At 71.4% G+C, this 18,122-nt stretch carries 15 protein-coding genes, 1 rRNA gene, 1 pseudogene and 1 riboswitch; of the genes and pseudogenes, 10 read left to right on the forward strand and 7 right to left on the reverse strand.

Going from position 1 to position 18,122, the window contains the following annotated elements; all coding sequences use genetic code 11:
* The 4 genes from ACZ3TI_RS02640 to ACZ3TI_RS02655 all read right to left on the reverse strand — a co-directional run.
* Nucleotides 1-93 (reverse strand): 16S ribosomal RNA (locus tag ACZ3TI_RS02640); the annotation flags it as partial.
* A 422-nt stretch (nucleotides 94-515) separates the two neighbouring features.
* A complete protein-coding gene (locus ACZ3TI_RS02645; RefSeq protein WP_465723304.1) occupies nucleotides 516-1,592 on the reverse strand; it encodes a threonine aldolase family protein in 1,077 nt (358 codons plus the stop codon).
* Nucleotides 1,589-2,347 carry an SDR family NAD(P)-dependent oxidoreductase gene (locus ACZ3TI_RS02650; RefSeq protein ID WP_465722512.1) on the reverse strand — a complete coding sequence of 253 codons (759 nt, stop codon included), beginning with the start codon at nucleotides 2,345-2,347 and terminating at the stop codon, nucleotides 1,589-1,591. The genes ACZ3TI_RS02645 and ACZ3TI_RS02650 overlap by 4 nt, the downstream gene beginning before the upstream one ends.
* Nucleotides 2,344-3,744 (reverse strand): DUF6421 family protein, encoded by a 1,401-nt coding sequence (locus tag ACZ3TI_RS02655; RefSeq protein ID WP_465722514.1) that lies wholly within the window; start codon nucleotides 3,742-3,744, stop codon nucleotides 2,344-2,346. The genes ACZ3TI_RS02650 and ACZ3TI_RS02655 overlap by 4 nt, the downstream gene beginning before the upstream one ends.
* A 566-nt stretch (nucleotides 3,745-4,310) precedes the next feature.
* Between ACZ3TI_RS02655 and ACZ3TI_RS02660 the strand changes: the two genes are divergently transcribed.
* From ACZ3TI_RS02660 to ACZ3TI_RS02680, 5 genes are all read left to right on the forward strand, one after another.
* The gene (locus ACZ3TI_RS02660; RefSeq protein WP_465722516.1) at nucleotides 4,311-5,210 is read left to right on the forward strand and encodes an ABC transporter substrate-binding protein; all 900 of its coding nucleotides are present in this window, start codon (nucleotides 4,311-4,313) and stop codon (nucleotides 5,208-5,210) included.
* Between the two features lie 8 nt (nucleotides 5,211-5,218).
* Nucleotides 5,219-6,187 (forward strand): amino acid ABC transporter permease, encoded by a 969-nt coding sequence (locus ACZ3TI_RS02665; RefSeq protein ID WP_465722518.1) that lies wholly within the window; start codon nucleotides 5,219-5,221, stop codon nucleotides 6,185-6,187.
* Entirely contained in the window at nucleotides 6,184-6,939 is a 756-nt protein-coding gene (locus ACZ3TI_RS02670; RefSeq protein ID WP_465722520.1) for an amino acid ABC transporter ATP-binding protein, read from the forward strand. Before ACZ3TI_RS02665 ends, ACZ3TI_RS02670 begins: the two co-directional genes overlap by 4 nt.
* A gap of 287 nt (nucleotides 6,940-7,226) precedes the next feature.
* Entirely contained in the window at nucleotides 7,227-7,781 is a 555-nt protein-coding gene (locus ACZ3TI_RS02675) for a DUF5134 domain-containing protein (protein ID WP_465722522.1), read from the forward strand.
* Nucleotides 7,782-7,996: 215 nt separating this feature from the next.
* Nucleotides 7,997-8,944: a M56 family metallopeptidase gene (locus tag ACZ3TI_RS02680; protein WP_465722524.1), complete on the forward strand. Its 948-nt coding sequence runs from the start codon at nucleotides 7,997-7,999 to the stop codon at nucleotides 8,942-8,944.
* A 94-nt stretch (nucleotides 8,945-9,038) separates the two neighbouring features.
* On the opposite strand, the gene ACZ3TI_RS02685 is transcribed toward ACZ3TI_RS02680, so the two are convergent.
* Nucleotides 9,039-9,476: a MarR family winged helix-turn-helix transcriptional regulator gene (locus ACZ3TI_RS02685; protein WP_465722526.1), complete on the reverse strand. Its 438-nt coding sequence runs from the start codon at nucleotides 9,474-9,476 to the stop codon at nucleotides 9,039-9,041.
* An 87-nt stretch (nucleotides 9,477-9,563) separates the two neighbouring features.
* Here ACZ3TI_RS02685 and ACZ3TI_RS02690 point away from each other — a divergent pair, with 87 nt between their 5' ends.
* Together ACZ3TI_RS02690 and ACZ3TI_RS02695 are read left to right on the forward strand one after the other, a co-directional pair.
* Complete coding sequence (locus tag ACZ3TI_RS02690; protein ID WP_465722528.1) at nucleotides 9,564-11,078, forward strand: MFS transporter; 1,515 nt, start codon at nucleotides 9,564-9,566, stop codon at nucleotides 11,076-11,078.
* A gap of 231 nt (nucleotides 11,079-11,309) precedes the next feature.
* Entirely contained in the window at nucleotides 11,310-11,915 is a 606-nt protein-coding gene (locus ACZ3TI_RS02695) for a TetR/AcrR family transcriptional regulator (RefSeq protein WP_465722530.1), read from the forward strand.
* 184 nt (nucleotides 11,916-12,099) lie between these two features.
* Here ACZ3TI_RS02695 and ACZ3TI_RS02700 read toward each other — a convergent pair whose 3' ends face one another.
* Complete coding sequence (locus ACZ3TI_RS02700) at nucleotides 12,100-12,966, reverse strand: helix-turn-helix domain-containing protein (RefSeq protein ID WP_465722532.1); 867 nt, start codon at nucleotides 12,964-12,966, stop codon at nucleotides 12,100-12,102.
* 416 nt (nucleotides 12,967-13,382) lie between these two features.
* Between ACZ3TI_RS02700 and ACZ3TI_RS02705 the strand changes: the two are divergent.
* Nucleotides 13,383-13,853: pseudogene (locus ACZ3TI_RS02705) on the forward strand (ATP-binding protein); the annotation flags it as partial.
* 490 nt (nucleotides 13,854-14,343) lie between these two features.
* On the opposite strand, the gene ACZ3TI_RS02710 reads toward ACZ3TI_RS02705, so the two are convergent.
* On the reverse strand, nucleotides 14,344-14,607 hold the full coding sequence (locus ACZ3TI_RS02710) for a DUF397 domain-containing protein (protein WP_465722534.1): 264 nt from the start codon (nucleotides 14,605-14,607) through the stop codon (nucleotides 14,344-14,346).
* A gap of 558 nt (nucleotides 14,608-15,165) precedes the next feature.
* On the opposite strand from ACZ3TI_RS02710, the gene ACZ3TI_RS02715 reads away from it, so the two are divergent.
* Together ACZ3TI_RS02715 and ACZ3TI_RS02720 are read left to right on the forward strand one after the other, a co-directional pair.
* Nucleotides 15,166-16,125 carry a sirohydrochlorin chelatase family protein gene (locus ACZ3TI_RS02715; RefSeq protein WP_465722536.1) on the forward strand — a complete coding sequence of 320 codons (960 nt, stop codon included), beginning with the start codon at nucleotides 15,166-15,168 and terminating at the stop codon, nucleotides 16,123-16,125.
* 498 nt (nucleotides 16,126-16,623) lie between these two features.
* Nucleotides 16,624-16,793: riboswitch (cyclic di-AMP (ydaO/yuaA leader) on the forward strand.
* Between the two features lie 7 nt (nucleotides 16,794-16,800).
* Nucleotides 16,801-18,069 carry a transglycosylase family protein gene (locus tag ACZ3TI_RS02720; protein WP_465723306.1) on the forward strand — a complete coding sequence of 423 codons (1,269 nt, stop codon included), beginning with the start codon at nucleotides 16,801-16,803 and terminating at the stop codon, nucleotides 18,067-18,069.
* The last annotated feature ends 53 nt before the right edge of the window (nucleotides 18,070-18,122 follow it).

Raw genomic sequence — 18,122 nt, forward strand, 5'->3', positions numbered from 1 at the left:
ACTGATCCACCCCGAAGGGCTTCACCGTTCGACTTGCATGTGTTAAGCACGCCGCCAGCGTTCGTCCTGAGCCAGGATCAAACTCTCCGTGAATGTTTACCCGTAATCGGGTTCACACCCGCGTTGAGCGGCACGGCAACCACCGGAATAGGGCGGCCCCGCGCACTGCGTCCTCGCTAGTGTTATTTCAAAAGGAATCTCCAACCCCAGGAAACCCTGAGGCCGGGGATGTCAACATATCTGGCGTTGACTTTTGGCACGCTGTTGAGTTCTCAAGGAACGGACGCTTCCTTCGGACCGCCTTCCAGCGGACCCTCCGGGCTTCGTTCTTTCGTGTTTCCAGCTTATCAGATGTTTTCCGCTCCGTTTTCCGGAACTTCATTCATCGGATTCGCTTTCCGCTTTGCCGCCCCGGTCTCCCGCGGCGACTCCGGAACTGTACGGGCACCGACCCGCCACATGCAAATCGTCCCTGCCCGGGATCCGGGCAGGGACGATTCGTTGTTCGAGCACCGTCAGGCGCGGCCCATCTCCTCGGCGATGGCCGCCGCGAAGGCGTCGATGTCGGCCTCCGTGGTGTCGAAGGCGCACATCCAGCGCACCTCACCGGTGTGCTCGTTCCAGAAGTAGAAGCGGTAACGCTTCTGCAGCCGCTCGCTCACCTCGCGCGGGAGGATCGCGAACACCGCGTTCGCCTGGACCGGGCGGACCACCTCGACCCCGTCGATCTTCCGGACCGCGGCCTCCAGGCGGCTGGCCATCGCGTTGGCGTGGCCGGCGTTGCGCAGGTAGAGGTCGCCGGAGAGCAGGGCCTCGAACTGGACCGAGACGAAGCGCATCTTCGAGGCCAGCTGCATCGAGGTCTTGCGCAGGTACTTGATGTTGCGGACCCGCTCCGGGTTGAGCACCACCACGACCTCGCCGAACAGCAGGCCGTTCTTCGTCCCGCCGAAGGAGAGCACGTCCACACCGACGTCGGTGGTGAAGGCGCGCAGCGGCTGGCCGAGCGAGGCTGCGGCGTTGGCCAGGCGGGAGCCGTCGACGTGGACGAGCATGCCCAGCTGGTGGGCGTGCTCGGTGATCGCGCGGATCTCGTCGACGGTGTAGAGGGTGCCGAGCTCGGTGCTCTGGGTGATGGAGACCGCGAGCGGCTGCGCGCGGTGCTCGTCGCCGTAGCCCCAGGCCTGCTGGTCGAGCAGCTCGGGGGTGAGCTTGCCGTCCGGGGTGGGGATGGTGAGCAGCTTGATGCCGCCCATCTTCTCCGGCGCGCCGCCCTCGTCCACGTGAATGTGGGCGGTCTCGGCGCAGACCACGGCACCCCAGCGCGGGAGCAGCGACTGCAGGGCGACCACGTTGGCGCCGGTGCCGTTGAAGACGGGGTAGGCCTCGGCCTTCTCGCCGAAGTGGCGACGGAAGACGTCCTGGAGGTGGGCCGTGTAGTCGTCCTCGCCGTAGGCGACCTGGTGGCCGCCGTTGGCGAGGGCGACCGCGGCGAGGACCTCGGGGTGCACGCCGGCGTAGTTGTCGCTGGCGAAGCCGCGGACGGCGGGGTCGTGCCGCCGTACCGCGTCCGTACGGGTGAGCTCGGTCATCGGGCTGTCAGCCACAGGTGCTGTCCGTTCAGTTCTGCTGCGGGGCGGTCCCAGAGGCCCGCCAGGTGATCGGCGAGGTCAGCGGTGTCGGTGAAGCCGGCGAACTTCGCCTCCGGCTTCTCGGCCCGCATTTCGGGGCTGACCAGTGCCTTGATCACCAGGATGGCAGCCGCCGCGGTGGGCTCGCCGTCCGGGGCGGTGGTCTCCTTCTTGAAGGAGTCGGCCATGGCGAGGGTCCACGCCTCGGTGGCGGCCTTCGCGGCCGCGTAGGCCGCGCCGCCGGCGGTGGGCTTGTGCGCGGCAGCGGCGGAGATCATCGCGTAGCGGCCGGACTCGCTGCGGAGCAGCGCGGGCTGGAAGGCCAGCGAGGTGTGCTGGAGGGTCCGCACGACGGTGTCGTGCAGGAAGTCCCAGTCGTCCAGTCGGCTGTCGAAGAAGGTCTTGCTGCCGCGCCAGCCGCCGACCAGGTGGATGAGGCCGTCGACGTGGCCGTGCTCGGACTCCAGGTGGTCGGCCCAGTCGTGGACCTCCTGCGGGTCGAGCAGGTCGATGACCTGGCCGCTGATCTTCGCACCGCGCACCGCCACGCGGGTGGCGTCCAGGGCGGACTCCAGGCGCTGGGGGTCGATGTCGGCGCCGATCACGGTGGCGCCGTCGGCGGCGAGGCGGCGCAGCACCGCGCGGCCGGCCGGGCCGCTGGCTCCGGCGACGGCGATGACCTTGCCGGCCAGCGGGGCGTTGGTGGAGGTGGTCACGCGGCGACTCCCTGGATGCCGTTACCGGTGATGCCGGTGGTGGAGGCGATGACGCCGCTCAGCTTCTTGTTGAGGGCCTCGTAGAACATGCTCAGCGGGAACTCGTCCGGGAGCACGGCGTCGCACAGGGCCTTGTTGAGGGCCTTGCCGTCGGTGATGTCGAGCGGCAGGGCCTCGGAGCCCTTCGCCCAGGTGGAGGCGGGGTGCGGGGTGAGGTACCGGGAGACCAGCTCGTAGGCGGCGATCCAGTGGGCCGGCTTGGGCCGGTCGATGCCGTCGCGGTACAGCTTCTCGATCTCGGCGCAGAGCCCGTTGGTGACCTGCGGGGCGCGGTCCCAGTCGATGCTGAGGCGGTTGTCCCGCCAGCGCAGGGCGTCGTGCTTGTGCAGGTAGGCGAAGAGCAGCTGGCCGCCGAGGCCGTCGTAGTTGCGCACGCGGTCGCCGCTGACCGGGAAGCGGAACATGCGGTCGAAGAGGATCGCGTACTGGACGTCGCGGGCGTGCGGGTTGCCCTCGGCCTCGAGCTGCACCGCCTCCTTGAAGGTGGTGAGGTCGCAGCGCAGCTCCTCCAGGCCGTACATCCAGAACGGGCTGCGCTGCTTGATCATGAAGGGGTCGAACGGCAGGTCGCCGTGGCTGTGGGTGCGGTCGTGGACGAGGTCCCACAGGACGAAGGTCTCCTGCGCGCGCTGCTGGTCCTGGAGCAGGCCCTCGGCGTCGGCGGGGATCTCCAGGCCGAGCTGCTGGACGGCGCTGGTGGTGACGGCGCGGAAGCGGGCGGCCTCGCGGTCGCAGAAGATGCCACCCCAGGTGAAACGTTCCGGCGCCTTGCGCACGGAGACGGTCTCGGGGAAGAGCACGGCGGAGTTGGTGTCGTAGCCGGCCGTGAAGTCCGTGAAGGTGATCGGCACGAACATCGGGTTGTCGAAGCGGGTGCGCTCCAGCTCGGCCAGCCAGTCGGGCCACACGACGCGCAGCAGGACGGCTTCCAGGTTGCGGTCGGGGTTGCCGTTCTGGGTGTACATCGGGAAGACGACCAGGTGCTCCAGGCCGTCCTCACGCTGGTCGGCGGGCTGGAAGGCGAGCAGCGAGTCCAGGAAGTCGGGCTCGCGGTAGCCGGTGTCGGCCCACTTGGCGAGGTCGGCGTCGACGGCGGCCAGGTAGGCGGCGTCGTGCGGGAAGTGCGGGGCGAGCTCCTCGACGGCGGCGCGGACGGTGGCCACCAGCGGGTCGACGGTGTGCCGCTGGACGGCGGCCAGGTCGATCGAGCCGTCCTTGGACTGCAGCGGGCGCAGCGACTCGACGGCCTCCTTCAGGCGGAGCCAGGCCGGGTGACCGGCGAGGGTCGAGACCGGGGCGTCGGCCGCCGCAGCGAGCCTTGGCGAAAGATTCTGCATCGTGGACTCACTTCGACAGGAGTTATTTCAACGAGGACACCATAAGTACGAAAGGTTCTCCCGTTCAAGGGGGTCCGGACGGGCAAAACTGCGGCGTGCCGCCGCTCCGGCCCGAAAACCTGCGCCCGGAGGCCTCTTGTCCGGCATGTGGACAGTAATCTGGATGTTCTGGACAGACGCGCCGTTGTGATGCGAACCTCCCGGCATGCTCCCGACGGTGATCACGGTGGCCGTACGCCACGACAGCCCGTTCCGGGTGCCCTCCCGTCGGCAGGCCTGCCCCTGCAGTCGCTGTCGCGCGCGCGGTGTGCGCGGTCTCTACGGCCGCTGTTGCCGCTGTTGCCGCTGTTGTTGATTCGGCCACCGGCCGCTGCCCGGCCGCCGTCGACCCGGCTGCTGCCGATCCGGCTCGGGGGGCACGCGGACATGGGCCCGTACGCCGACCATGCCGCGTGTGTTCCGGCGCCGCCACCGGGGGGAAGTGACCCGCCGGGACCCGGCCCGCCCCTCCGCGCCCTTCCGTCCCACCCCCTCGTCCCGCACGGTCCTTCCTCTGGAGCCTCGCCATGACCCTCCGCAAGCCGTCCGCCGTACTGTCCCTCGCCGCGCTGGTCGCCGCCGCGGCCGCGCTGAGCGCGTGCGCACCGCAGGACGCGAAGTCCGACGCCGCTTCCGGCGCCGCTTCCGGCGCCTCGGGCGCGGCCGGCTCGGCGGCGGACTGCGCGCCGGGGGCGCTGGCGACGCGCACGGCCGGGACGCTGACCATCGGCACCGACAAGCCCGCGTACGACCCCTGGTTCTCCGAGGACAAGCCGGAGAACGGCAAGGGCTTCGAGTCGGCCGTGGCCTACGCGGTGGCGGAGAAGCTGGGCTACCCGAAGTCCAAGGTCAGCTGGGTGGTCGCGCCCTTCGGCAAGGCGACCGCGCCGGGCGCCAAGGACTTCGACTTCGACATCAACCAGGTGTCCATCAGCGCCGAGCGCAAGCAGGCGGTGGACTTCTCCTCCGGCTACTACGACGTGCGCCAGGCCGTCATCGCGCTGAAGAACTCCAAGGCGGCGGGCGCGAAGAGCATCGCCGACCTCAAGGGCGCCAAGCTCGGCGCGCAGGTCGGCACCACCAGCCTGAACACCATCACCGACACCATCAAGCCGAGCGGCCAACCCGCCGTGTTCGACTCCAACGACCTGGCCAAGGCCGCGCTGAAGAACGGCCAGATCGAGGCCCTGGTGGTGGACCTGCCGACCGCCTTCTACATCACCGGCGCCGAGGTGCCCGAGGCCCAGGTGGTCGGCCAGTTCGAGGCGGCAGCGCAGGGCGAGCAGTTCGGCCTGGTGCTGGACAAGGGCTCCAAGCTGACCGGCTGCGTGTCGCAGGCGGTGGACGCGCTGCGCTCGGACGGCACGCTCGCCAAGCTGGAGAAGCAGTGGCTCTCCGACGCCGTCTCGGCACCGGTGCTGAAGTGAGTGCTGACATGAGCCCCGGCATGGGCGGGGACCCGACGGCAGCGCCAGCGACGGGAGCAGCAGCGACGGCGGCGGCTCCAACGGCGGGAGCCGCCTCGGCGGGGCTCACGAAGGGCGCGGAGGAGGACGACGGCTACCGCCCGTCCGAACGACGGCTGGCGCACGAGGCGTACCGGCGCGCCCGGGCCCGCCGCTCGGCGCTGATCGCCGGCGCTTCGACCCTGGCGACGGCGGTCGCGCTCTACCTGCTGATCGTCAACTCCCCCGGCTGGGAGGTGACTCGGCGGACCTTCTTCAACCTCGACTACGCCCGCCAGGCGCTGCCCGAGGTGCTGAAGGGGCTGCGGCTCAACCTGGAGCTGATGCTGGGCTGCGGGGTGCTGATCCTGGTGTTCGGCCTGCTGCTCGCGATGCTGCGGACGCTGCGCGGACCGGTGTTCCTGCCGGTGCGGCTGCTGGCCACCGCGTACGTGGACTTCTTCCTCGGGCTGCCGATGATCATCTGCCTGCTGGTGATGATCACCGGGGTGCCGGCGCTGCGGCTGACGGGGGTGACCACCGATCCGCTGCTGCTGGGCGGGGCCGCGCTGGTGCTGACGTATTCGGCGTACGTGTCGGAGGTGTTCCGCTCCGGCATCGAGTCGGTGCACCCGAGCCAGCGGGCCGCGGCGCGGTCGCTGGGGCTGACCAACGCGCAGGCGATGCGGTACGTGGTGCTGCCGCAGGCCGTCCGGCGGGTGGTGCCGCCGCTGCTCAACAACCTGGTGAGCCTGCAAAAGGACACCGGGCTGGTCTCGATCGGCGGCGCGATCGACGCGGTGTACGCGGCGAAGATCATCGCCTCCCGGTCCTTCAACTTCACGCCGTACCTGCTCGCGGGTCTGGTGTTCATCGTGCTGACCATTCCGCTGACCCGGTTCGCCGACTGGCTGACCGCACGGATGAACCGTCGGCAGGTCCAGGGAGGTGCGGTGTGACCGCAGAGGTGCTCCGGCTTGAGTCGGTGCGCAAGACCTTCGGCGCTCAGGTGGTGCTGCGCGACGTGGACCTCGCCGTGCCCGAGCACTCGGTGACCGCACTGATCGGGGCGTCCGGCTCCGGGAAGTCCACGCTGATGCGGTGCGTCAACCTGCTGGAGGGCATCGACGACGGCGCGATCTTCCTGGACGGCGAGGAGATCACCGATCCGCGCGCGGACGAGGACGCGGTACGGCGCCGGATCGGGGTGGTGTTCCAGTCGTACAACCTGTTCCCGCACATGACCGTGCTGGAGAACATCACGCTCGCGCCGCGCCGGGTGCACGGCGTCACGCGGGCTGAGGCGGAGGCGCGGGCGCTGGAGCTGCTCGACCGGCTCGGGCTCGCGGCCAAGGCGAAGGAGTACCCGGACCGGCTCTCCGGCGGGCAGCAGCAGCGGGTCGCCATCGTGCGGGCGCTGGCCACCGGTCCGCGGCTGCTGCTCCTGGACGAGATCACCGCGGCGCTGGACCCGGTGCTGGTCGGGGAGGTGCTGTCGGTGGTGCGGGACCTCAAGGAGCAGGGGATGACGATGGTCCTCTCCACTCACGAGATGGGCTTCGCGCGCGAGGTCGCCGACCGGGTCTGCTTCCTGGACGGCGGAGTGGTGCTCGAACAGGGGCCACCGGAGCAGGTGTTCGGCGATCCGCGGGAGGAGCGGACCCGGCAGTTCCTCAGCCGGGTGATGGCCTCGGGGCGGCTCCAGGGCTGAGGCCCAGCGGCGGCAGGGGGTGTGCGGCGGGGAGCTTCGCGACGACGGTCACTACCGTGCGCCCCCGTGCGCGCTCTGGCCGCACCGCGGTGGCAGCCGTGATCGTGGACGGGACGACCGTCACCGCGCACGACCGTCACCGCGGACGGGGGCCGGCCGACGGGGCAGCAGACGGCGGACAGATGACAGCTGACAGATTTCAACATCTGTCAGCTGTCATCTGTCCGCTGACCGTTGTCCGCCGTTCGCCGCCCCCCGTCGCCCGCCGCCGCCCCGGGAGGCCGCCGTTGCACGGACCGATCCTCGTCAACTGGCTGCTCGCCCTCCTCACCGCCACGGCCGGCGCCACCTGCCTGATCCGCCTGCGGCACACCCCTTGCGCGTCGGCGCCGGGCCCGCAGCGCCCGCTCGCCCGGGAGTCGGACGCCGCCGAGGCCCTGATGGGACTCGGCATGGCCGCGATGGCCGTCAGCGGTGCCACCGTCCCGGCAGCCGTCTGGGCCGGGCTGTTCGGCCTCCCGGCCGCCGCCTTCCTGCTCGCCGCCGTCCACGCCCCCGCCGGCCGGGCCCACCGGCTGCACCACGCGGTCGGCGCGCTCGCCATGACGTACATGGCCCTCGCCATGGCGGCAGCCCCCGGCCACCAGCACCACGCACCCGGTCTGGGCGTCCCGCTGCTGACCGGCACCCTCCTCCTCTACTTCGGCGGGTACACGCTCTGGGCCGGCAGCCGCCTGCTGCGCACCCCGGCCGGCACCCTCGCGGTCGGCACCGCCGGGCTGCCGCAGGCCTGCCGACTCACCATGGGCATCGGCATGTTCGCCATGCTCCTCACCATGTGACGCCCCTGTTCAGCGACAGTTCACGCCGCTGTTCACGCCCCTGTTCACGCCCCTCGTCACACACCTGCTCACGCGCCAGCGCACGCGCCAAGGGCCCGCCGTGCGCGTGGCGTTGGTCACTGGCCGGTCGAAAGCCGTTCCACCGGGCGTCGCCGGCGCATAGGTTGGCAGGGAGCGCGTTGTCGCGTTCCGTGCGTACTCGGGGAGCCCATGCGATGCCTGCCCTGATCGGCCTGCTGCTGCTCGGACTGCTGCTCTCGACCGTCGCGCCCCGGCTGTTGGCCCGGGCCCGCTGGGTGGAGCGCGAACCGGTGCTGGCACTGCTGGTGTGGCAGTGCCTCGTGGTGGCGGTGCTGCTCTGCTGCGCGCTGGGACTGCTGCTGGCCGCCTCCGCCGCCCTGCCCGAGCTGCGGTCCCTGGTGTTCACGGGCGCCCCGCACGGCGTGGAGGCCGCGTACGGCCTGCAGGACGCGGAGGGCTGGGGCCGGCTGTGCGCCGCGGTGCTGGCCGCCGGCGCGGTGCAGACGGTGCTGGCGCTCACCCGCGAGGTCCGTACGGCCAAGGCGCTGCGCGATCGCCGCCACGCCCAACTGGCGACCCGCGCGCCGGAGTTGCCCGACTCGATCGAGACCGACCGGACCCGCCGGGAGCGGCTGGTGGTGCTGGAGAACGTCCGCCCGGAGGCATGGTCGCTGCCCGGCCCGAACTCCCGCCTGGTGGTCACCACCGGCGCCCTCCAGCAGCTGACCGACCGGGAGCTGGCGGCCGTGCTGAGCCATGAGCGCGGCCACGTCCGGGCCCGGCACCACTGGCTGCAGCAGTTCTCCCAGGCGCTCGCCACCGGCTTCCCCGGCGTGGGCGTGTTCAGCGCTTTCCGGAACCAGGTGGCGGAGCTGGTGGAGTTGGCGGCCGACGACCGCGCCGCGCGTCGGCACGGCCGGCACACCACCGCCCTCGCACTGGCCGAACTCAACCTGGACCGCGGGGTGTTCGGCTCCTGTCCGCCGGGCCTGGCACAGTCCCCGAAGCGGGTGGACCGGCTGCTCGCGGGCCGCCCGCGGCTCTCCGTCCCGCACCGGCTGCGGCTCACCGTCGCGGCCCTCGCCGCGCCCGCCGCGGCCGTCCTGCTGGCCGCCGCCCCGGGCCTGAACTCACTCCGCTGAGCCGACCCGCGCCGACACCCTCCGACCCGCGCCGACCCGCGCCGACCCGCCCGGGGCCGACAGAACGTGACACCCCGCCGGTCACGCACGCCCGTCAGTCGGACGCCGGAGCCTCGCAGATCTTGCCGACCTCACCACCGAGGGTCAGCTCCAGCACCTCGCGGTGGAGCGGCCTGGCCTGCTCATAGCGCTCCCGACCGGCCTCGGTGAGGGTGAGCACGATGCCTCGCCGGTCACTCTCGCACATCGCCCGGGTGACCAGTCCGGCCTTCTCCAGGCGGGCGATCAGCCGGGAGAGCGCGCTCTGGCTCAGGTGGACGGTGGGGGCCAGCTCGGTCACCCGCAGCGCGTGCCCGCCGCCCGCGGTGCATCCCTCGACGAGGCGTTCCAGCACCTCGAACTCGCTCATGCCCAGCCCGAACCGGTCGCCCAGCTCGCGGTCGAGCATGCAGGCGGCCGCAGCGTGCCGGGCCAGCAGCTCGCGCCACTGCGCGACGAGACCGGCCTCCGCCGGGGAGTCGAGTTCAGCCACGCCGCAACCCTAGCACCCGCATCGTAAATTATTGCGTTCACATCTAATTCATTTGCATTGAATGCACATGCATGTACTGTCCTCCCTATGACCACCGCGACCGTCACGTCACCCGACGCCCCGTCAACCAGCGGGCTGCACTGGACACCCCGCCTCTGGGGCACCCTGATCGTGCTCTGCGCCGCCATGTTCCTGGACGCCCTGGACGTCTCGATGGTGGGCGTCGCCCTCCCCTCCATCGGCTCCGAGCTCCACCTCTCCACCTCCACCCTGCAGTGGGTGGTCTCCGGCTACGTCCTCGGCTACGGCGGCCTGCTGCTGCTCGGCGGCCGTGCCGCCGACCTGCTCGGCCGCCGCCGGGTCTTCCTGGTCGCCCTGGCCGCCTTCGCCGCCGCCTCGCTGGTCGGCGGCCTGGTCGACGACGGCGGCCTGCTGATCGCGGCCCGTTTCCTCAAGGGCGTCAGCGCCGCCTTCACCGCCCCGGCCGGGCTGTCGATCATCACCACGACCTTCGCCGAGGGCCCGGCCCGCAACCGGGCGCTGTCGATCTACACCACCTGCGGCGCCAGCGGCTTCTCGCTCGGGCTGGTGCTGAGCGGCCTGCTCACCTCGGTCGGCTGGCGCTGGACCTTCCTGATGCCCGTCCCGGTCGCGCTGCTCGCCCTGGTCTTCGCGATCCGCCTGCTCCCCCGCCCGGTCGAGGAGCCCGCCAAGGGCGGCTACGACGTGCTGGGCGCGATCACCGGCACCGCGACCGTGCTGCTGCTGGTGTTCACCGTCACCGAAGCGCAGGGCGCGGGCTGGCTGAGCCTGCGCACGCTCGGCTCGCTGCTCGTGGTCGCCGCGCTGGCCGCCGCCTTCCTCCTGGTGGAGAGCCGCACCGCGCACCCGCTGGTCCGGCTCGGCATCTTCCGCAACGGCTCGGTCGCCCGGGCCAACCTGGTCGCCTTCGCGATGACCGGCGCGTACGGCGGCTTCCAGTTCGTGGTCACGCTCTACCTGCAGCACCTGCTCGGCTGGTCGGCCCTGCAGATGGCCCTCGGGCTGCTGCCCGCCGGCGCGTTCATCGCCCTCTCGGCACCGTTCATGGGCCCGATCGTGGACCGCTTCGGCACCGGTCGGCTGCTGCCGATCGGCCTGCTGGCCCTGGTCGGCGCCTTCGCCCTCTTCCTGCGGCTGGACGAGCACAGCTCCTACGTCGCCCTGGTGCTGCCCTCGATGCTGCTGCTCGGCGTCGGCTTCGCGCTCGCCTTCCCCTCGGTGAACATCGCCGCCACCGACGGCGTGGCCGACGAGGAGCAGGGCCTGGCCTCCGGTCTGGTGAACACCGCGATCCAGGTCGGCACCGCGGTGGTGCTGGCCGGGGCGACCGCGATGATCACCGCCGGCAGCGCGGGCGGGGACAGCCCGCAGGCCCAGCTGGACGGCTACCGCCCGGCGCTGGTGTTCGTCACGGCGGTCGCGCTGCTCGGGCTGGTGGTCGCGGCGGTCGGAGCCCTGGTGGACCGGCGCCGGAATGCAGCTCCCGTATCGGTGCCTGATTATGATTATCCGTCAGTCGGGTCGACGACGGCCCGGACCGAAGTCCTCAGCGAGCACTGACCCCAGCGTCTGCCCTGCCCGCGGGCCGACCCCCGGCCGGTCGGGCAGTGGCGCCGGCTCCACCAAACCCCCGTGTTGGTGGAGCCGGCCGTCTTCGTACCGGCCGCTCGGGCGGCGCCCGTCGGGGCACGGCCCCGGGCGGCTGTCGGCTTCGCAAGTATATTGGCCCGCAGCCAACGAACGTTCGGAGCAGACACGATGGCACCTCGCGCGGATTCGGTCAATGAGGAGATGCGGCAACGCTCCCGCCGCCGCATCATGCGAGCCACCGTCGAGCTGGTTGACCAGCGAGGTTACGCGGGCACCACCCTGACCGACATCGCCGAGCGGGCCGGGCTCGCCCGCGGGCTGCTCTCGTACTACTTCGACGGCAAACGGCTGCTGATGCAGTCCGCGACGCACCGGATGATGCACCAGTCGCTCTCCAGCGCACTGGAGGAACTGGCGCCCGGCTCCACCCCCGAGGACCGGCTGGCCCGCGCCATCGACGCCGTCCTCGCACTCGCCATGGACCACCCCCGGGTGATGCGCTCGCACCTGGCGCTGATCCTCGACCCGGACGCCGGCGCCTTCGTCCAGGATCCCGAGCAGCAGCAACTCGGCGCCATCCTGCAGGGTCTGCTGCGCGACTGGGGCGCGCCGGACCCGGTCGCCGAGCACGCGGTGCTGCGCAGCGCGCTGATGGGCGGCTGCATCGGGGTGCTGCTACCCGGCGCCGAGCTCCCACTGGCGCCGATCCGGGCCGACCTCTTCCGCCGTTACGACCTGGCCTGGCACCTCGGCCGCCCGCCGCAGCCCCACCCGCCGGAGCGCGAAAGGCCGCCGGCCCGCGGTTGACGACGGGTGGGCGGCCTGCCAGTGGCGACCTGCTGTCGAGGGGCCCCGCGAGGGAGGGTGCTCACAGACCCCGGACGGCAGCGGCTCGGCGTTGTTCCTTCAGGTGCTCAGCGGTCGTGCCCGTTGTTCAGTGTTCCTGCAGGTGCTCAGTGTTCCTGCAGGTGCTCAGCGGTCCTGCAGGTGCTCAGCGTTCCTTGAGGATCGAGGCGAGCAGGTCTATGGTGCGCTCCGGCGTGAGGCTGTCCACGCAGAGCCGCTCCATGACCTGGATGTACGCGTCGACGTCGTCGCGCTTGTCCAGGTAGAGCGCACTGGTGAGCTGCTCCAGGTAGACCACGTCCGCGAGGTCCTGCTCCGGGAAGCGCAGGATCGTGAACGCCCCGGACTCGCCCGCGTGCGCGCCGAAGCGGAACGGCATGACCTGGATCACCACGTTGGCCTGCTCGGCGACGTCGATCAAGTACTGCACCTGACCGCGCATCACCTTGGGCCCGCCGACCGGCCGGCGCAGCGCGGCCTCGTCGATGACCGCCCACAGGCGCGGGTTGGTGCCCTCGGTCAGCAGCTTCTGGCGGCGCAGGCGGAGACTGACCCGCCGTTCGACCTCCTCCTCGCTGATGACCGGCCGACTCTGGCCGAAAACGGCCCGTGCGTACTCCTCGGACTGCAGCAGACCGGGGATGAACTGCACCTCGTAGGTGCGGATCAGCTGGGCGGCCTCCTCCAGGCCGACGTAGGTCTGGAACCAGCCCGGCAGCACGTCGTTGAAGCTGTGCCACCAGCCGGACTTGTTGGCCTCGCGGACCAGGCCGAGCAGGGCTTCCCGCTCGATGCCGTCGTCGACGCCGTACAGGCTGAGCAGGTCGGCGACGTCGCGCTCCTTGAAGCTGACACGACCGAGTTCCATGCGGCTGATCTTGGACTCGGACGCCCGGATCGCGTAGCCCGCGTCCTCGCGGGTGATGCCGCGCGCCTCACGCAGGCGACGCAGCTGCGAGCCGAGGAGGATCCGGCGGACCATCGAGCCGCCGCCCGGCTGAACTGTGGTCATGCGGTCGAAACCTCCACCTAGGGCAAACAGCGCACAGTCTGCCATCAGTTGAGCGCTCACGGTGCCGATACTGACGGATGTTCCTATCAGTTCCACACTCCACACACCAGGATGCACGTGCATTCGGCGCTTGCATATGCCAATAGTGCGACTGCACGTGAATCGACTCTTGCATCTGCAGTGAGCGCACACCACCATGGTGCACGTGCACCTGCACACCCCTGGCAATCCCGCGGGCTCCGCGTCGACCCCACGCGCGACTCCGTGCACCGGCTCGACGGCGTCCCCCGCGCCATCGGGCGTTCGAGTGCGCGCGCGTCTGGTCGAGGGCGGCCGAGCGGCCGAGCGAGTCGGAGGTGACCGGCATGACCCCGGCGGGTCCAGCCGTGTCCGCCCCCTTATGGGAGGAGCTCTTCATGAGCACCGGTACGGCTTTGGCGGTTGACCCCCATGTGGTCACCTGTACGCTCGCTCCTCGCTTCGAAGCCGTCAGAACCGCGCGCGACTTCGCCCGGACCACGCTCCAGCGCTGGGGACTGACGGAGCTGTTCGACGACGTCGCGCTGGTGGCCTCGGAACTCGTGACCAATGCGCTCCGGCATGCGATCGGCGCACGGCCCGACCCTGCGGGCGGCGCCCTGGGCGAGTACGACTTTCCCACACAGCCCACCCCGGACGGGCGGCTGCCGATCCGAATAAGCCTGGTGCACCGCGCACCCCAGGTGGTCTGCGCGGTGAGCGACCCGAGCAGCGTCGGCCCGGTGGCCCGGGAGGCGGACTTCGTCGCCGAATCCGGCCGCGGACTGCACCTGGTGGAGTCCTTCAGCCGCTCCTGGGGCTGGCACCCGCTGGGCAGCGGCAAGGTGGTCTGGGCCATGTTCGAGGCGGAGCCGGCGGACGGTGCGCTCGACGGACACCCCGGGATCGGCACGTGCCAGGAACTCGGCGGACGCTCGGCGCTCGACGCGCTCGGCGGACCGGTCGACGCCGGTGGGCGGCACCGGCGCTCGGCCTAGCGCCGGCGCGGCACAGCACGTGGTCGGCCCGGTGCCCGGTCCAGGCACAGGTCGAGGTTCCGGTCGATGCACAGATCGATCTGCACCCTTATGTACGGGTTCGTGTGCAGGTCGAGGGGAGCCCCGGGAGGACCACACCCCCGGCCGTTCCCCGAGTCCCCGAGGGCAAGGGCCCCGAGGCCTGCGGCCCGACAGCAGGGACCCCGCGCGCAGCGGCTCCGCGGGCGGAGGCCCCGAGCGCAGCGGCCCCGAAGGCGGAGGCCCCGAGCGCAGCGGCCCCGCGGGCGGAGGCGCAAAAGACAAAGGCCGTCGCGGTGTCGGCACCCGCGACGGCCCCCCGATGGTGGAGCACGGCGGTCGGTCAGACCGCCAGGTGGTCGAACTCCCCGTCCTTGGCCCCCAGCAGCAGGGCGGCGATCTCGGCGCGGGTGTAGATGAGCGCCGGACCGTCCGGGAAGCGCGAGTTGCGCATCGCCACGTCACCGCCCGGCAGGGCCGCGAACTCGACGCAGTTGCCCTGGGAGTTGCTGTGCCGGCTCTTCTGCCAGACCACCCCCTGGAGATCGGCGGCGGCCATCCCGTTGTAGGTGTCGTGCGAGCCGTGCGTGTTCTGCGAGTCGTGCATAGAAGTCTCCCGAAGAGCTCCGGAGTTGTCGTCCGCGCGGCGCCCCCGGCACCGCCGAAACGAACGGACCGGCCCCGTACCGGTCCGGCACAACGCCTCACTTGACGCGATGATAGCTGCAGTGCACGTGCATCAGCACGGGACGTTGCAGGTGCACGAGGCCTTTTATCCGCGGCCTCGAACTTTTCACGGGGCCTTCTCCTGACGGTACGTAAACGGACATAGCCGACTGAATCACCGGGTTTCCGATAACCGGCCGTGAGCGGCTCCCCGCTGAATGTTGATCTTCGAATGCCGGGAGTCGCACCGCTGTGACCCTCCGTCAGGCGACCTCTGGACTGTGAGACATCTCACGCGCCGCACCTGCAACGCCACACCCCGCCGGGCACGTCATGGCAATGACCCGCACCCGCGCGGGGGTTGGGTGAGGAATGTCCGGATTGTAGGCAAACCTCCCGGACCGGCCCGGAGGACACACCGGGTCCGCACCACCACCGCGCGAAACCCGTACGGCAGCCGACTGCAGGCCGGACGGGCAGATGTCCTACGATCTCCGGCATGAGCACCGCAGCCATCCCGGGCGCGCCACTGCCCGTCCGCACTCCAGGCTCCCGTGCGCGGGGGCGCCACCGTCGTCCCGAGCGCCCCGAGATCCCCTCCGGCTCCCCGGCCCTGGTGCTTGCCGTGCCCGCGACCGCCGGGCCCGAGTCCCGCTCGGTCGTCGAGGAACTGCTCTCGATCGTCCGCAGTGAGCAGAACGGCGTCCAGGCCGCGGTCGGCTACCTCGCCGGCGACTCCGCCGAGGGCGAGGGCGGCGAGGACCGCACCGTCGCCGAACTCCTGGCGCTGGCCGCCGAGGCCGGGCTGCCGATGCCCGTCCTGGTGCCGCTGGTGCCCGGCCCGCACGGCTTCCTGACCGAACTCCACGCGCTGGCCGCCGAGTACGGCGCGCCCGTCACCGACACCCTGGGCCCGCACCCGCTGCTGGCCGAGGCCGTGCACGTCCGGCTGTCCGAGGCCGGGCTGGCCCGCGCCGACCGCGCCCGGCTGTTCGCCATCGCGACCGCCGCCGACGGCGTGGTCCTGACCACCGTCGGCGGCGAGGACGCGGCCGCCGCCGCGGGCATCACCGGCGTGCTGCTGGCCGCCCGTCTGGCCGTCCCGGTCGTGGCCGCCGCGCTCGACGTGCCCGGCTCGGTCGCCGCCGCCGTCGACCACCTCAAGGAGACCGGCTCGCAGCGCCCGGCACTGGCCCCGCTGGTGATCGGGCCGGAGGCCGACTCCGAGCTGCTCGCCGCGGCCGCCGAGGAGACCGGCTGCCCGTCGGCGGCGCCGCTGGGCGCGTACCCGACCGTCGGCCAGCTGATCGCCTCCACCTACCTCGCCGCGCTGCCCGCGCCGTCCCCGGAGGACCTGGCACGGGCCGAGGCGGAGGCTGCGGCCGCCGCCGAGGTCGAGGGTGGCGTGGAGGGCGCCCGGGGCGCCCACGCGGCCTCCGAGGGGCCCGCCGGGCAGTAGTCGGAAACCAAGCTGGACACCGCGCCCGTCGGCGCGCACACAGGGCCCGGAACGGCTTTCGTTCCGGGCCCTTCGCTTTGCCCGCCCGCGCCGCACGGGCATGCACCGTAGGAACCGGCACCGTACGGGCTTGCGCCGTACGAGAGTTAAGCGGGCAATGAAACGTAATGTCCGTTCTGACGCATTTTGCCAGGAAATGGCGAGCGCACTTCCCGGCGCTCGAATTACCCCCACTCCCCCGCTTCGACGGCTGCGCCGCTTTACGCTTCGACACACCGTCACAGCGCTCCTGAGGCAATGACAGTTGTGGGCATCCGCAACAGAATTGCCGAAAAACGATCATTTACGATCATGATTGCCAGCCAGTTTGGCAGTTCTCACTAAACCGTGATGAGCGTCACAGCTGTTTGCAGTTTGAACTTAAGTCTGCTTAACGTGCTCCCCGTTCGTGACCACACGGACCCAGTTCATCCGCAACGCCGAGTCCTGCCGTCGGATGTCCTGGCAGCGCGAAAACGCACCACGGCAGGAGCGGGGGACCCACAGGTAAGTCGCCCCGGACCGCTCTCCGGAACGGTCCAGGGCTAGGGGTGAAGCCGCGCCAACGCGCGGCCGGGCAACTCCAGCCCGAATCCGACAGCTCACCTCGCAGGCGTGGGAGAGGACCGCGTCTTCATGCTGCCCACCAACGGCTCTCGCCTGTCCAGCCGCACCCGTCGCGTGATCGCCGCCATCGGCGTCGCGGGCGTCGGCCTCACCGTTCCGTGCCTCGTCACCGGCACCGCCTCCGCCGCCTCCGTCGCGACCTGGGACAAGGTCGCCCAGTGCGAGAGCAGCGGCAACTGGAGCATCAACACCGGCAACGGCTTCTACGGCGGCCTCCAGTTCACCCAGAGCACCTGGTCCGCCTTCGGCGGCACCGCCTACGCCTCGCGCGCCGACCTGGCCACCAAGGACCAGCAGATCGCCGTCGCCGAGAAGGTGCTCGCCTCGCAGGGCCCCGGCGCCTGGCCGGTGTGCTCGGTCCAGGCCGGCCTGACCAAGGGCGGCGCCCCGGCGGCCGTCGACACCTCGGCCGCCGCCAAGCCGGCCGCGCCCGCCGCCCCGGCCGCCAAGCCCGCCGCGCCGGCCCAGGCCCCGGCCCCGGCTGCGAAGCCGGCCAAGCCCGCCGCGCCCGCCCAGGACGCCGCGCAGGACGCCACCGGCTCTTGGGCCCAGAAGAGCCACCAGTGGGCCCAGGGCGACGACTACACCGTCGTCGAGGGCGACTGGCTGTCCTCGATCGCCGACAAGCACAACGTCCAGGGCGGCTGGCAGCGGCTGTACGAGCTCAACCGCAGCACCCTGACCGAGGGTCCGGACAGCATCTACCCGGGCCAGCACCTGTCCTTCGGCGACAGCGGCCAGGCCCAGCAGTCGGGCTCCGCGGACAAGTCCGGCTCGGACTTCACCTGGTTCAACCGCTCGCAGAAGTCCGGTCAGTCCGCGAACGGTGGTTCCGTGAACGCCCAGCCGGTCGCCCAGACCCCCGCCGCCAAGCCGGCCGCCCCGGCGCAGGCCCAGGCCCCCGCCCAGGCCGCCACCGGCAGCATGGCCGCCGCGGTCGCCTTCGCCGAGTCCAAGGTCGGCCAGGCGTACGTCTACGGCGGCACCGGCAACGGCGGCTGGGACTGCTCCGGCCTGACCCAGGCCGCGCTGCGCGCCGCGGGCATCTCCGTCCCGCGCGTCGCCGCCGACCAGGCCGCCGCCAGCACCCACGTCTCGCTGGACAGCCTGCAGCCGGGCGACCTGCTGTTCTGGTCCAACAACGGCAAGGACTCGGGCGTCTACCACGTCGCGATCTACGTCGGCGGCGGCAAGTACGTCGAGGCCGCCAACCCGAGCTCGGGCGTGCGCGAGCAGACCATCGCCAACTGGGCCCCGGACTTCGCCGGCCGCGTCTGAGGACGGCGGGCAGCCCAAGCCCTCAGCACCGAGCCGCCCCCGGGGAGAGTCTG

Source organism: Kitasatospora sp. NPDC023120, from assembly GCF_055560835.1.